This is a genomic window from Pseudomonas sp. B1-22 (assembly GCF_050474425.1).
GTDB lineage: Bacteria > Pseudomonadota > Gammaproteobacteria > Pseudomonadales > Pseudomonadaceae > Pseudomonas.
The window spans coordinates 86,127-100,294 of sequence record NZ_JBCHVH010000006.1 but is presented as its reverse complement, the minus strand read 5'-3'; the positions used below and the strand labels follow the sequence as shown (position 1 = coordinate 100,294).

15 protein-coding genes and 1 riboswitch are annotated in these 14,168 nt (G+C 64.1%); of the genes, 13 read left to right on the top strand and 2 right to left on the bottom strand.

The window, feature by feature from the left end:
- Window positions 1–44 precede the first annotated feature (44 nt).
- The 6 genes from ACQ5BL_RS22460 (at window position 45) to ACQ5BL_RS22435 (ending at window position 4,491) form a co-directional block, all read left to right on the top strand.
- Window positions 45–782 (top strand): HugZ family protein, encoded by a 738-nt coding sequence (locus ACQ5BL_RS22460; RefSeq protein WP_243805430.1) that lies wholly within the window; start codon window positions 45–47, stop codon window positions 780–782.
- Between the two features lie 100 nt (window positions 783–882).
- Window positions 883–1,350 carry an FxsA family protein gene (locus ACQ5BL_RS22455; RefSeq protein WP_207883831.1) on the top strand — a complete coding sequence of 156 codons (468 nt, stop codon included), beginning with the start codon at window positions 883–885 and terminating at the stop codon, window positions 1,348–1,350.
- 236 nt (window positions 1,351–1,586) lie between these two features.
- Window positions 1,587–1,880 carry a co-chaperone GroES gene (locus ACQ5BL_RS22450; RefSeq protein WP_207883833.1) on the top strand — a complete coding sequence of 98 codons (294 nt, stop codon included), beginning with the start codon at window positions 1,587–1,589 and terminating at the stop codon, window positions 1,878–1,880.
- Window positions 1,881–1,928: 48 nt separating this feature from the next.
- Window positions 1,929–3,569: a chaperonin GroEL gene (gene groL / locus ACQ5BL_RS22445; protein ID WP_207883835.1), complete on the top strand. Its 1,641-nt coding sequence runs from the start codon at window positions 1,929–1,931 to the stop codon at window positions 3,567–3,569.
- Window positions 3,570–3,642: 73 nt separating this feature from the next.
- Window positions 3,643–3,705: riboswitch (Fluoride riboswitch) on the top strand.
- A 65-nt stretch (window positions 3,706–3,770) separates the two neighbouring features.
- Window positions 3,771–4,154, top strand: a complete 384-nt coding sequence (gene crcB, locus ACQ5BL_RS22440) for a fluoride efflux transporter CrcB (protein WP_207883837.1) — start codon at window positions 3,771–3,773, stop codon at window positions 4,152–4,154.
- Window positions 4,155–4,170: 16 nt separating this feature from the next.
- Window positions 4,171–4,491 (top strand): DUF190 domain-containing protein, encoded by a 321-nt coding sequence (locus tag ACQ5BL_RS22435; RefSeq protein WP_243805432.1) that lies wholly within the window; start codon window positions 4,171–4,173, stop codon window positions 4,489–4,491.
- A gap of 7 nt (window positions 4,492–4,498) precedes the next feature.
- Here the strand turns inward: ACQ5BL_RS22435 and ACQ5BL_RS22430 are convergent, their stop codons facing one another.
- Window positions 4,499–5,248, bottom strand: coding sequence for a phosphatase PAP2 family protein (locus ACQ5BL_RS22430; RefSeq protein ID WP_243805434.1), 750 nt, complete (start codon window positions 5,246–5,248; stop codon window positions 4,499–4,501).
- A gap of 187 nt (window positions 5,249–5,435) precedes the next feature.
- On the opposite strand from ACQ5BL_RS22430, the gene ACQ5BL_RS22425 reads away from it, so the two are divergent.
- From ACQ5BL_RS22425 to ACQ5BL_RS22395, 7 genes are all read left to right on the top strand, one after another.
- Window positions 5,436–6,119 (top strand): response regulator transcription factor, encoded by a 684-nt coding sequence (locus ACQ5BL_RS22425; protein ID WP_207883849.1) that lies wholly within the window; start codon window positions 5,436–5,438, stop codon window positions 6,117–6,119.
- Window positions 6,109–7,383 carry a sensor histidine kinase gene (locus ACQ5BL_RS22420; protein ID WP_243805436.1) on the top strand — a complete coding sequence of 425 codons (1,275 nt, stop codon included), beginning with the start codon at window positions 6,109–6,111 and terminating at the stop codon, window positions 7,381–7,383. The genes ACQ5BL_RS22425 and ACQ5BL_RS22420 overlap by 11 nt, the downstream gene beginning before the upstream one ends.
- An 82-nt stretch (window positions 7,384–7,465) precedes the next feature.
- Window positions 7,466–8,137, top strand: coding sequence for a class I SAM-dependent methyltransferase (locus ACQ5BL_RS22415; protein ID WP_207883854.1), 672 nt, complete (start codon window positions 7,466–7,468; stop codon window positions 8,135–8,137).
- A gap of 2 nt (window positions 8,138–8,139) precedes the next feature.
- Window positions 8,140–8,844, top strand: a complete 705-nt coding sequence (locus ACQ5BL_RS22410) for a lipopolysaccharide kinase InaA family protein (RefSeq protein WP_207883856.1) — start codon at window positions 8,140–8,142, stop codon at window positions 8,842–8,844.
- Window positions 8,841–9,071, top strand: coding sequence for a hypothetical protein (locus ACQ5BL_RS22405; protein WP_207883858.1), 231 nt, complete (start codon window positions 8,841–8,843; stop codon window positions 9,069–9,071). Before ACQ5BL_RS22410 ends, ACQ5BL_RS22405 begins: the two co-directional genes overlap by 4 nt.
- A gap of 92 nt (window positions 9,072–9,163) precedes the next feature.
- Window positions 9,164–10,357, top strand: a complete 1,194-nt coding sequence (gene pncB / locus ACQ5BL_RS22400) for a nicotinate phosphoribosyltransferase (protein WP_207883866.1) — start codon at window positions 9,164–9,166, stop codon at window positions 10,355–10,357.
- 82 nt (window positions 10,358–10,439) lie between these two features.
- A complete protein-coding gene (locus tag ACQ5BL_RS22395; RefSeq protein ID WP_243805438.1) occupies window positions 10,440–11,924 on the top strand; it encodes a helicase HerA-like domain-containing protein in 1,485 nt (494 codons plus the stop codon).
- 109 nt (window positions 11,925–12,033) lie between these two features.
- On the opposite strand, the gene ACQ5BL_RS22390 is transcribed toward ACQ5BL_RS22395, so the two are convergent.
- Complete coding sequence (locus ACQ5BL_RS22390) at window positions 12,034–13,923, bottom strand: methyl-accepting chemotaxis protein (RefSeq protein WP_243805440.1); 1,890 nt, start codon at window positions 13,921–13,923, stop codon at window positions 12,034–12,036.
- Window positions 13,924–14,168 lie beyond the last annotated feature (245 nt).

Below are 14,168 nucleotides of genomic sequence, written 5' to 3'. Positions count from 1 at the left end.
TGCCCGTCCGTTTGGTGACGGATTCTTTGCGAGGAGTCATAAAGGTGAGCGTGAAAGCCGCTAAGAATGCCCGAGAATTGCTGCTCAAGGAATACCGGGCAGTCCTCTCCACCCACTCGAAAAAGTGGCCGGGATTCCCCTTCGGCTCGGTGGTGCCGTATTGCCTGGACCAGGCGGGCCGGCCGCTGATCCTGATCAGCCGCATCGCCCAGCACACCCACAACCTGCAGCAGGACGGCAAATGCTCGCTGCTGATCGGCGAGCGCAGCGCCGCCGACATCCAGGCCGCCGGCCGCCTGACCCTGCTGGCCGAGGCGCGGCTGATCGAGGACGTCGATGCCATCGCGGACGCCGCCGAGCGCTACTATCGCTATTTCCCCGGCTCGCAGGACTACCACATCGTCCATGACTTCGATTTCTGGGTCCTGGAGCCGGTGCAATGGCGCTACATCGGCGGTTTTGGCGACATCCACTGGCTGGGCGCCGACAGCGTGCCGCTGGCCAATCCCTTCGTCGGCGAGGTGGAGCGCAGCATGGTCGGGCACATGAACAGCGACCATGCCAATGCCATCGCGCACTATGTCGAACTGGCCGGACTGCCGGGCGAAGCGACGCCGGAGCTGGCGGGAATTGATACAGAAGGTTTCCACCTGCGCATCGGCCAGGTCCTGCACTGGCTGCCGTTCCCCGCGCCGTGCGGCGAGCCTGGCGAGGTCCGCCAGGCGCTGGTGCAGCTGGCGCGGGCGGAGGCCTGGCCGGGCAATGAAGTGATCCAGGCCTGAGCCATCCCTTGAGCTTATCCCTTGAGCCATCCCTTGAAATCGGGGCGGGGCGTCGCCACCTAGCCTTTACCCGGGCAATTGCCCCGCCAAGGATTCACCGATGCGAGTTCCCCTGTTCCTGATTCTGTTGTTCCCGCTGATCGAGCTGGCCGTGATGATCAAGGTCGGTAGCGTGATCGGCGTGGGCTGGACCCTGCTTTTGATCATCGCCGGCGCCTTCATCGGCGCTGCGGTGCTGCGCGTGGCCGGCTTCGCCACCGCGATGCGCGCCCGTGAGCGCCTGAGCCGCGGCGAGCTGCCCGAGCAGGAAATGCTCGAAGGGCTGGTCATCGCCGTCGGTGGCGGCCTGCTGATGCTGCCGGGCTTCATCAGCGACATCATCGGCCTCCTCTGCCTGATTCCCTTCACCCGCCACCTGATGCTCAGTCGCGTGCGCCAGCGCATGCAGGAGCAGGCCATGCGCCGGCGTGCCTTCGCCGACGATCCCGCTGCCCAGCAGCGTGGCGGCCCGAACGTCATCGAAGGGGAGTACCAGCGTCGTGAGGAAGACCGCGACCGTCTGCGTTGAGCCCGGGGCGGCCCCGGCTGCCCGCGGCACCCGTCCGAGTAAAAATTTTTTCTTCACACCCTTGAAATGCCTTGCAGCGACCTTATGTTCCGGACACCGCAAGGTCCCTGTCACACGGACAGGCTGCTCTTTACGCGACTCGCCAACCGGGTCGCAAACCGGCACCGCCGGATTCAACAAAACCCGCCGGGCATCGATCCGGCCGTTGGAAATCACTGTTTGGGAGAGTTACGACTATGAAGCTTCGTCCTCTGCATGACCGCGTCGTCATCCGTCGCAGCGAGGAAGAGACCAAGACCGCAGGCGGCATCGTGCTGCCGGGTTCCGCCGCCGAGAAGCCGAACCGCGGTGAAGTGGTCGCCGTCGGTACCGGCCGCGTGCTGGACAGCGGCGAAGTTCGCGCTCTGGCAGTGAAAGTGGGTGACAAGGTGGTCTTCGGCCCGTACTCGGGCAGCAATGCCATCAAGGTTGACGGTGAAGAACTGCTGGTGATGGGCGAGTCCGAGATCCTCGCCGTCCTGGAAGACTGATCCAGTCCGTCCCCCAACCCACTGAATTCGATTTAGAGGAAAGAGAACATGGCTGCCAAAGAAGTTAAGTTCGGCGATTCCGCTCGCAAGAAAATGCTGGTCGGCGTAAACGTCCTGGCCGACGCTGTCAAAGCTACCCTCGGCCCGAAAGGCCGTAACGTCATCCTGGACAAGAGCTTCGGTGCTCCGACCATCACCAAGGACGGCGTTTCCGTTGCCAAGGAAATCGAACTCAAAGACAAGTTCGAGAACATGGGCGCCCAGCTGGTGAAAGACGTTGCCTCCAAGGCCAACGACGCTGCCGGTGACGGCACCACCACCGCTACCGTTCTGGCTCAGGCCATCGTCAACGAAGGCCTGAAGGCCGTCGCTGCCGGCATGAACCCGATGGACCTGAAGCGCGGCATCGACAAGGCCACCGTGGCCATCGTTGCCCAGCTCAAAGACCTGGCCAAGCCGTGCGCCGACACCAAGGCCATCGCCCAGGTCGGCACCATCTCCGCCAACTCCGACGAGTCCATCGGCAACATCATTGCCGAAGCCATGGAAAAAGTTGGTAAAGAAGGCGTAATCACCGTTGAAGAAGGCTCGGGCCTGGAAAACGAACTGTCCGTCGTAGAAGGCATGCAGTTCGACCGTGGCTACCTGTCCCCTTACTTCATCAACAAGCCGGACACCATGGTGGCCGAGCTTGATGGCCCGCTGCTGCTGCTGGTCGACAAGAAGATCTCCAACATCCGCGAAATGCTGCCGGTGCTGGAAGCCGTTGCCAAAGCTGGCCGTCCGCTGCTGATCGTGGCTGAAGACGTCGAAGGCGAAGCCCTGGCTACCCTGGTCGTCAACAACATGCGTGGCATCGTCAAAGTCGCGGCCGTCAAGGCCCCGGGCTTCGGCGACCGTCGCAAGGCCATGCTGCAGGACATCGCCATCCTGACCGGCGGTACCGTCATCTCCGAAGAAGTCGGTCTGAGCCTGGAAGGCGCCACCCTGGAGCACCTGGGCAACGCCAAGCGCGTCGTCCTGAGCAAGGAAAACACCACCATCATCGACGGCGCTGGCGCCCAGGCTGACATCGAAGCCCGCGTTCTGCAGATCCGCAAGCAGGTCGAAGAGACCTCCTCGGACTACGACCGTGAGAAGCTGCAAGAGCGTCTGGCCAAGCTGGCCGGCGGTGTTGCCGTGATCAAGGTCGGCGCAGCCACCGAAGTCGAGATGAAAGAGAAGAAAGCCCGCGTTGAAGACGCCCTGCACGCCACCCGCGCTGCTGTGGAAGAAGGCGTGGTTCCTGGCGGCGGCGTCGCTCTGGTTCGTGCTCTGCAAGCCATCGAAGGCCTGAAGGGCGACAACGAAGACCAGAACGTCGGTATCGCTCTGCTGCGTCGCGCCGTTGAAGCTCCGCTGCGCCAGATCGTTGCCAACTCCGGCGACGAGCCGAGCGTGGTGGTCGACAAGGTCAAGCAAGGTTCGGGCAACTTCGGCTACAACGCTGCTACCGGCGTGTACGGCGACATGATCGAGATGGGTATCCTCGATCCGGCCAAAGTCACCCGTTCGGCCCTGCAGGCTGCTGCTTCCATCGGCGGCCTGATGGTCACCACCGAGGCCATGGTTGCCGAAGTGGTCGACGACAAAGCCGCTCCGGCCATGCCGGACATGGGCGGCATGGGCGGCATGGGCGGCATGATGTAAGCCACCCGGCACCTGCTGTAAGAAAAAGCCCCGCTTAGGCGGGGCTTTTTCATGCGTGAGGGTTATGCCAGACTGCGCCGCAGGAGATGGCATTCCTCCTTCAACCGCCCTCGTGGCTGATGATGCCTACGCATAGACCTGGAAAGGCGCGTAGGCGCTCGCCTGCAGCCTGTCCCAGACACCCCTTCCCAGGACAGGATCATGTGGAAATCCATTCTCGCCGTATCCCTCGGAGCCGCCCTCGGCGCCTTGCTGCGCTGGGTGCTCGGGCTCAAACTCAATACGCTGTTGCCATCCATGCCGCCGGGCACGGTGGTCGCCAACCTGGTCGGCGGCTACATCATCGGCGCGGCCATCGCTTTCTTCGCCAATACCCCGGGCCTGGCGCCAGAATGGCGGTTACTGATCATTACCGGCTTCTGTGGCGGCCTGACCACCTTTTCGACCTTTTCGGCCGAGGTCGTGGTACTGCTGCAGCAGGGCCGTCTGGTCTGGGCGCTGGGCGCAATCGCCACGCACCTGGCGGGTTCGCTGCTGATGACCGTGCTGGGACTGCTGTCGGTCCATTGGCTGATGGGGCGATGAGGTCGGGGAGGTCGCAATGAACGGTTTCCAGCTGAAGTTCTTCACCCAGCAGGATCGCAAGCATGCCGGTCTGCCGGTGGCCCAGTGGCTGCTGGAGGAGGCGCGGCGCCAAGGCGTGCGTGGCGCGACCCTGATGACCGCGAGCGAAGGATTCGGCAAGACCGGGAAGATCCACTACACGCATTTCTTCGAACTGGCCGACCAGCCGCAGGAGGTCACCATGGCGGTGACCGCCGAGGAGTCCGAGCGGATCTTCGCGGTGATCCGCCAGGCCGGGGTCAAGCTGTTCTACGTGAAGACGCCGATCGAGTTCGGCGTGGTCGGCGAGGACGAGTGAGCCGCGCTCAGCGGCTGTCCGCCACCGTCAGCCCGTCGGCGGGCTCCGTGCTCGCCTGCGCGGCTGGGCGATACAACATCAAGGCATAGAGACCCAGGCAGATCAGCCAGTCGAGCAGCGCCGTCCAGACGTTGTGCGAGAGGAAGTGTGCCCCCTGCAGCATGCGTGAGATGGAGAACAGGCTGCCCAGGCCCAGGGCGAACCAGAAGGCATAGCGGGCCAGGCGTGGCTTGCGGTCGCGCAGCGCGAAGTACAGGGCGAACAGCACGAATCCCGAGGAGGCATGGCCGCCCGGCCAGCAGCGCCCCGGATGCTCGGTCGGCGGGCGCGGGCTGAGCAGCGAGCTGTAGGTTTCCTTGCCGCCGAACTGCGTCAGGTCCCAGGGGCACTGCACGGCGGTGAGCGCCTTCAGCGGCGTGACGATGCTCGCCGCGAGGACCATCGCCAGGGCCAGGAAACCCAGCGTCCGGCGGTAAGGGCGCAGCGGTGCGTAGAAGAAACCGGCCCCCCAGGCGATCAGGGCTGCCGCGCAGAGCAGAATGACCGATTGCTTGGCGCGGTCGTGCAGGACGTTTTCCAGGAACCAGCTATGGCGTCCGATGAAGCCCTCACCGGGGTGATACATCCACTGGGCGAGCGTCAGGTCGAGAGTTACCGGTTCGAAAGTCAGCAGCAGGGCGGCCAGCGCCAGCGGCAGGGCCAGCACCAGCCAGAGATTCAGCGGGCGAGAGCGGGGCAGGGTGGTCGGGGCGGACATCGGGGCTCCAGGAAGGTTGTGCGGCTCACGGCGTCCTGCAGCTGGATGACGTCGCGATACGGCGCGGCGGCCGACATGGTCGACTCGCCGGCGTTACCTTGCCGTCATCCAAATGTGAAATTTGTGTCAAACCCGTTTAAGTTCCATTTAAGGAAGATAGGCTAGGGTGCACTTCGGAGGAGAGTTCATGCGCATTCTGTTGGTTGAAGACAATCGGGACATTCTGGCGAATATGGCCGACTACCTCGGGCTCAAGGGGTATACGGTCGATTGCGCGCAGGATGGGCTTTCCGGGCTGCATCTGGCGGCGACATCCCACTATGACCTGATTGTGCTCGACGTCATGCTGCCGGGGCTGGACGGCTTCACACTGTGCCGCCGGCTGCGCGAGGACGCCCGGCGCGACACCCCGGTGATCATGCTCACCGCCCGCGACCAACTGGATGACCGCCTGCAGGGCTTCCGCTCCGGCGCCGATGATTACCTGTTGAAACCCTTCGCCCTGTCGGAGCTGGCGGCCCGTATCGAGGCGGTGCTGCGCCGCAGCCAGGGTGGCGGACGTCGCGAGCTGCAGGTTGGCGACCTGAGCTACAACCTCGACACGCTGGAAGTGAACCGCAGCGGCAAGCCGCTCAAGCTCAACCCCATCGGCCTGAAGCTGTTGGCCGTTCTGATGCAGAAAAGCCCCCACGTGGTGCGCCGCGACGTACTGGAAGAAGCGGTCTGGGGCGACGACTGCCCCGACAGCGACAGCCTGCGCAGCCACGTCCATCAACTTCGCCAGGTGATCGACAAGCCTTTCGATTCGTCGCTGCTGCACACCGTGCATGGTGTCGGCTACCGCCTGGCGGAGGAAGCGAATGGAGTATAAGCAGAGCCTTTCCCGACGGATTGTCTTTGCCTTCGTACTCATGACCGCCGCGGTCGGCGGGCTCTTCTCGGTGGGGATCGTCGGCGTGGTCCACGTCGTCGAGGAGCGGCTGATCTCCCATGACCTGGGTGGCGAGCTCGACCGGATTCTCCAGGCCGACCTGGCGCTCGGCCAGGCCCCGAAGCTCGACCCCGGCATGCGTTTCTTCATCAGCGACGGCCAGGGCGTGTATGCCATGCCGCCGGCGTTACGCCGCCTGGACGAGGGGTTCCACGAAGTCTTCGACGGCGAGCTGTCGTTCCATGCGCTGGTGCGTGACGAGGGTGGCCGGCGCTTCGTACTGCTGCAGGACCAGAGCGATTTCGAGGCGCGCGAGCAGGTTCTCTATGCCTCCGTGGTCACCGGCTATGTGCTCAGCCTGACGCTGGCTGGCCTGCTCGGCTGGCTGCTTTCGCGCAAGGTCATGGAGCCGGTGGCCCGCCTGGCTCGCCAGGTACGCCACCGCGACCAATTGCTGGAACTGGCGCCGCCGATGGCGCCCGACTATGCCCGCGACGAGGTGGGCGAGTTGGCGGCCGCCTTCGATTACGCCATGGGGCGGCTGCACGACGTGCTGACCCGGGAAAAGCTCTTCACCAGCGACGTCAGCCATGAATTGCGTACACCACTGATGGTGATCGCCACCAGTTGTGAACTGCTGGCCGAGGAGCCTGGCTTGAGCGACAGGGCGCGCAACCAGCTGGCGCGCATGAACAGCGCCTGCGAGGAGATGCGTGACCTGGTGCAGACCTTCCTGCTGCTGGCACGTGCGCAGCGCAAGGACATGGGCATCGTCCCCCAGGCAGGTTTGCGGCAGATCGCCGAGGAGCTGGTCGCGCAGTGGCGAGGACCTATCGAGGCGAAGGGATTGCAGCTGGAGTTCGTGGGCGCGGAGGCCATGCCCGGCCAGTTCAACGCTCCGTTCCTGCGCTCGGTAATGAGCAATTTACTGCGCAATGCGATGCATTACACCGAAAGTGGCAGCATCCGCTTACAACTTTCCGCGACAGGATTCTGGGTCGAGGACACGGGCGCGGGAATCCCCGAGGAGCAGCGCGAGCGCGTGTTCCAGCCGTTCGTCCGTGGCGTGAACCCGCGTGGCGAGGGGCTTGGGCTGGGGTTGTCGCTGGTCAAGCGTATCTGCGCCTCGGAGAGCTGGGATGTCAGCCTCCATCCGGTCGATCCGCACGGCTGTCGCTTCGAAGTTTGCCTAGCCGTGGCTTGACGAAATCTTCACAAGTGGGTGACCGGGCTGTGACAGGCTGGTCGGTATTGTTCGACCTTAAATAGGGACAGGTAACCATCCGATGAGTGACAAACCCGTCGATCTGGAGTTTTCCCAGAAGTACGACCGCGAGCACGCCGAGCGCTATCTGCGTAAGCACCAGGCCGGGCTGTCGCGGAAACTTTCCCACTGGCGGGATGTCCAAGTCGCCCGCCAGGCACTCAAGCTCGCCGGTCAGCCCAATCTGGTGCTTGACCTGCCGTGCGGTGCCGGGCGCTTCTGGCCGATGCTGGCCGAAAAGGAAAATCGCGTGATCATCGGCGCCGACAACTCGCCGGACATGATCGCGGTTGCCTGCGCCGGCCAGCCGGAAGAGGTTGTAAAACGCGTCCGTCCTTTGCAGACTTCGGCGTTTGCCATCGATCTGCCGGACAACGCCGTCGACAGCATCTTCTCGATGCGCCTGATGCATCACATCGGCGAAGTGGACGATCGACTGACCATGCTGCGCGAGTTCCACCGTGTCACCCGTGACTCGGTGATCCTCTCGATGTGGGTGGATGGCAACTTCAAGTCCTGGAAACGTGCGCGCGCCGAAGCTTCCCGCAAGAAGCACGCCTACCAGAACCGTTTCGTGATTCCGGCCAAGACCATCGAGGCGGAGTTCCGCCAAGCGGGGTTCAAGGTTCAGGACCACATTGATTTCGTCCCGCTCATCCACATGTGGCGGGTCTACATTCTGCGTAAGGAATAACAATGGCCGCTGATCTGGCATCTCTGCAGCAAATTTCCGGTGAAAACGCTATCGATCGCTGGTTGCAGATTCCCGGCAAATGGGTAGAGGAACCGAATCGGCGGCGCGGTGGCGAAAGCGGTGTGCAGCGCGTCCTGACAGCCGATGGGCGCCTGCTGTACCGCAAGCAGCAGATGGGGCACATCTACCGCGATCTGCTGCATCCCTTCGGTTACCCCACCGCCATTCGCGAGCGCGATGCGCTGAAGGCCGCCGAAGCCCTGGGAGTGAAGGTGCCGACCCTGGTCTATGCCGGTTGCCGCAAGGTCAATGGCGAATGGCAGGCGCTGCTGGTCACCGAGTCCCTCGACGGTTTCTCCAGCCTGGAAGACTGCTACGCCCGTGGCGACCGCGAACGCTGGGGCGAAACGCTGCACCAACGCATTCTGCAACAATACGGTAGTACCCTCGCCAAACTTAACGCCGGTCACTGGCAGCACGGCTGCCTGTACCTCAAGCACGTCTTCGTGCGGGTGGACGGCGACAAGATTGAAGTGGCGCTGATCGACATGGAGAAGGCCCGCCGACGTTTCAGCGCCCAGCGCGCTGCCCGTCATGACCTTCGCCAGGTGAAACGCCGTTCGTCGTGGACAGAGGCGCAGTGGAAGGCCTTTGTCTATGGTTACCAAGCGGCGTTTGGCAGCGCCATCAAAGGGTTGCAGACATGAAATTAGAAGTTACGCGAAGTTTGCTCCTGCTCGGCGCGCTCGGGGTGGCAACCCTGGCGGCGGCAGCCTGGCATGAACCCTCCCCTTCGGTCATTTCCAGCAGGGCGAATCAGGATGAATGCCCGATTCCGCCCAACATGCGAGCAAAACAGGATGCCCGTCCGGACCAGGACCTGTTGCTCTTCGTGTTTGGCATGTCGCAGGGCGCAGTCGCGCAATCGCGCTGAGCTTCGCGTATCTCACAGGAACCCCGCTTCGGCGGGGTTTTTTGTGGGCGACGGGTTTAGACTGCCGATTCGATGCCTGCAACGAGACGAGCATGAGCGACAGCGTATTTTCCCGGCGGATCGTGCAGAACCTGCTGGATACCGACTTCTACAAGCTGAGCATGATGCAGGCGGTGCTGCACAACTATCCCAACGCCGAGGTGGAGTGGGAGTTTCGCTGCCGCAACGAGGAAGACCTGCGCGCCTACCTGGACCCGGTGCGCGAGCAGGTCGAGTACCTGTCGGAGCTGTCCTTCGCGCCCCAGGAGCTGGCCTTCCTCGAACGCATTCCGTTCTTCAAGCCGGATTTCATCCGCTTTCTCGGCCTGTTCCGCTTCAATCCCTGCTATGTGCAGATGGGCGTCGAAAACGGCGAATTCTTCCTCCGCCTCAAGGGCCCCTGGTTGCACGTGATCCTGTTCGAGGTGCCGTTGCTGGCGACCATCAGCGAGGTGCGCAACCGCCACCGGTATCCAGGTGCCTCGCTGACGGCGGTGCGCGAGCGACTGCAGGAGAAGCTCCACTGGTTGCGCGGCGAGGCCAGCGCCGAGGAACTGGCCGGTTTCAAAATGGCCGATTTCGGTACCCGCCGGCGCTTTTCCTACCCGGTACAGGAGGCGGTGGTGCGCGATTTGCGCGACGGCTTCCCCGGTCACTTCGTCGGCACCAGCAATGTGCATCTGGCGCGCATGCTGGGGGTGAAGCCGCTGGGCACCATGGCCCACGAATGGCTGATGGCGCACCAGCAGCTTGGCCCGCGGCTGATCGACAGCCAGGCCGCGGCGCTGGATTGCTGGGTTCGCGAGTACCGTGGCCAGTTGGGTATTGCCTTGACCGACTGCATCACCATGGATGCCTTCCTGGCCGATTTCGACCTGTTCTTCGCCAAGCTCTTCGACGGCTTGCGGCATGACTCGGGCGATCCGCTGGCCTGGGCGGAAAAGGCCATCCGTCATTACGAGCGCCTGGGCATCGATCCGCGCGGCAAGACCCTGGTGTTCTCCGACGGCCTGAACCTGCCGCGTGCGCTGGAAATCTACCGGGCGCTGCGCGGTCGTATCGATGTCAGCTTCGGCATCGGCACCCAATTCACCTGCGATGTGCCCGGCGCCACGCCGATGAACATCGTGCTGAAGATGACGGCCTGCAACGGGCACCCGGTGGCGAAGATTTCCGACACGCCGGGCAAGACCCAATGCAAGGACGAGAACTTCCTCCACTATCTCAAACACGTCTTCAAGGTCTGAGCGCACCGGTTTGCGCGGCACGCCGCGACGCGCCAATCTTGCTGGACGACCCCTCGCGACCATCCATTCAGAGGAATGACGGATGTCAGCAACGAACGAACTGATCATTGGTGCAGGTCCGGACGGCCAGCCGGTCGGCCAGGCCTGGAAGCTCGCCAACCGCCACGGCCTGATCGCCGGCGCCACCGGCACCGGCAAGACGGTGACCCTGCAACGCCTGGCCGAGTCCTTCAGCGATGCCGGCATCGCGGTCTTCGCCGCCGACATAAAGGGTGACCTGTGCGGCATCGCCGCCGCCGGCAACCCGCAGGGCAAGGTGGCCGAGCGCATCGCCAGCATGCCCTGGCTGAACTACAGCCCCAGGGCTTACCCGGTGAGCCTGTGGGACGTGGCCGGCAAGACCGGCCATCCGCTGCGCACTACGCTGTCGGAGATGGGGCCGCTGCTGCTGGCCAACCTGCTGGAGTTGACCGAGAGCCAGCAGGCGGCGCTGTTCGCCGCGTTCAAGGTGGCGGATCGTGAAGGTCTGCTGCTGCTCGACCTGAAGGACCTCAAGGCGCTGCTCAATCACTTCAAGGAGCACCCGGATATCCTCGGCGAAGACCGCGCGCTGTTCACCCCGGCGTCTTCACAGGCGCTCCTGCGCCGTCTCGCGTTGCTGGAGCAACAGGGCGCCGAGGCGTTCTTCGGCGAGCCGGCATTGCAACTGGAAGACCTGCTGCGCCCCGAGGCCGACGGGCGCGGGCGCATCCACCTGCTGGATGCCAGCAAGCTGGTGCATGAAGCGCCCAAGGTGTATGCCACCTTCCTGCTCTGGCTACTGGCCGAGCTGTTCGAGCAGTTGCCCGAGCGTGGCGATGCCGACAAGCCGATCCTCGCGCTGTTCTTCGACGAGGCGCACCTGCTGTTCAATGGCACGCCCAAGGCACTGCAGGATCGCCTGGAGCAGGTGGTGCGACTGATCCGCTCCAAGGGCGTGGGCGTCTACTTCGTCACCCAGTCGCCGGGCGACCTGCCGGACGACGTCCTGGCCCAGCTTGGCCTGCGCATCCAGCATGGCCTGCGCGCCTTCACTGCCAAGGAGCAGAAGTCCCTGCGCGCGGTGGCCGATGGCTTCCGCCCCAATCCGGCGCTCGACACGCTCAAGGTGCTGACCGAACTGGGCATTGGCGAGGCGCTGGTGGGGACGCTGGAAGAGAAGGGTACGCCGGCCATGGTCCAGCGTGTTGCCGTGGCGCCGCCGCAATCGCGTATCGGCCCGCTGAGCGAGGCCGAGCGCGCGGACATCATCCGCCGCTCGCCGCTGGCCGGCCGTTACGATCAGCCGATCGATCGTGAATCCGCCTACGAGAAGCTGACCGGCCGCGCCGACGACAAGATGGCGCCGACCCAGGAGAAGGAAGAAAAGGGCCTGGGTAGCGACCTGGGCGGCCTTGCCGGCGAGCTGCTCGGCACACTGGCCAGCCAGACCGCCAAGACCGTGGTGCGTCAGGCGGCCAACCAGATTGGCCGGCAGCTGGTGCGCGGGTTGATGGGGGCGCTCCTGGGCGGGAGCAAGCGGCGCTGAAGTTTTTCCTGTAGGAGCGGGCCATACCCGCGATCGCGCGCATGGCGCGCTCCTACAGGTGTACCCATGAAAAAGGCGCCCTCGGGCGCCTTTTTCGTTTTCAGCGGAATCAGATGCGGAAGCTGTCCACCAGCTGGCGCAGACGTCCGGCCTGGTTCTCCAGGTCGGCGCAGGCACGCAGGGTGGCCTGGAGGTTTTCCACGCCTTCCTGGTTCAGCGTGTTGATCTCGGTGATGTCCATGTTCAGCGAGTCGACCACGGCGGTCTGTTCCTCGGTGGCGGTGGCCACCGACTGGTTCATCGAGTCGATCTCGCCGATGCGGTGGGTGACGCTGGCCAGGCGCTCGCCGGCGCGGTTGGCGATCTCCACGCTTTCCAGGCTGTAGCGCTGGCTTTCGGTCATGGTGTCCACGGCCTCGCGGGCGCCGACCTGCAGCTCCTCGATCATCTTCTGGATCTGCTGGGCCGATTCCTGGGCGCGGTGGGCGAGGTTGCGTACCTCATCCGCCACCACGGCGAAACCACGGCCGGCTTCCCCGGCGCGGGCGGCTTCGATGGCGGCGTTGAGGGCCAGCAGGTTGGTCTGCTCGGAAATGCCTTTGATCACTTCAAGGATCTGCCCGATGTTCACCGTGCGGCTGTTCAGCGCCTCGATGTTGGCGCAGGCCGAGCTGATCTTGTCGGACAGCTGGTTCATCGCGCTGATGGTCTGCTCGACCACCTGGCGGCCATCGCCGGCCTGGTGCGAGGCATCGGTGGCATGGTGCGAGGCGTCGGCGGCGTTGCGGGCGATTTCCTGGGCGGCGGCGCCCAGTTCGTTGATCGCGGCGGCCACGCTGTTGGTGCGGTTGGCCTGCTCGTCGGAGTTGCTCATGGACGAGTTGGAGGCGTTGACCACCAGCTGCGAAACGTCATGCAGGCTGCGGGCGGTGGAGGCCACTTCGCGGATGGATTCGTGGATGCGCTCGACGAAGCGGTTGAAGGCGTTGGCTACTACACCGAATTCGTCGTTGCTGGCCACTTTCAGGCGCTGGGTGAGGTCGCCGTCGCCCTGGGCGATGTCCTGCATGGCGCGGCCCATGTCGGTCAGCGGCGCCATCAGTACGCGGATCAGCATGCCCAGCAGGAACAGGATGGCGACGATGGCGATGGCCGCGGCGATGATGGCCGAGGCGCGGAACTTGCTGAGCATCGCATAGGCCGCGTCCTTGTCGATGGACAGGCCGATGTACCAGTTCACCGACGGCAGACCTTTCACCTGGGTGAAGCTGAGGATGCGGGTCTGGCCATCGAGCTCGGCTTCGCTGAAACCGCTGCCGATCTTTGGCGTGTTCTGCGGGTAGACCTCGGCCAGGGTCTTCATCACCAGGTTCTTGTCCGGGTGCACGAGGATCTTGCCGTCGCCACTGACCAGGAAGGCATAGCCCATGCCGCTGAAGTTCAGCGAATTGATGATCTGCACCAGGGTCTGCAGGCCGAGGTCGCCACCGACCACGCCGACGGTCTTGCCGCCGTTGCGGGCCGGAGTGGCAATGGTGATGACCAGCTGCTGGGTTGCCGCGTCGATGTACGGCTCGGTCAGGGTGGTGCCGCCGGCGGCCAGGGCATCCTTGTACCAGGGGCGGGTACGCGGATCGTAGCCGTCGGGCATGGCATCGTTCGGACGCATGGTGAAGGTGCCGTCTTCCTGCCCCAGGTAGGTGTAGTTGAACGTGCTGCGCAGGGTGTTCTGTTCCAGCAGTGCGGCAAGCTTGTCCGGGGCGCTGTCGCGGGCGATGGTCTGCGCGGTGCTCTCGACCAGCAGTATCCGGCCGCTCAGCCAGTTCTGGATATTGCTGGCGGTCACCGTGCCCATTTCCCGCTGGTAGTCTTCGAGATCGTCGCGGATCGCGTTGCGCTGCAGGTAGTCGTTGTAGAGGGTGAAGAGGGCGAAAGCGGAGAAAACCACAAGCGAGGCGGCCAGGAGGATCTTATGGCTGAATTTCAGGCTCTTGATCATGCTGCGTCGAGTCCGGAAGTAGTGGGATGCCAGAACGGCGTGGGTCCGGGCGACAGATCCGATGTCGCCAGGGTGCGCCCGTCCGTATGGTGACGGAGCGGACGAAGCCGGCGCGGCGGATAGCCGGGCGGGCGGGGCCGGCACTCCCATGTGCCAGTGGTGGTTTCGGGTCCGCCTGCATTCGTTGTTCTCGCGGACCTTCATCTTTGCTTTCGGCCGCTTGTCGAAAAGCTTGAGGCAGAGGG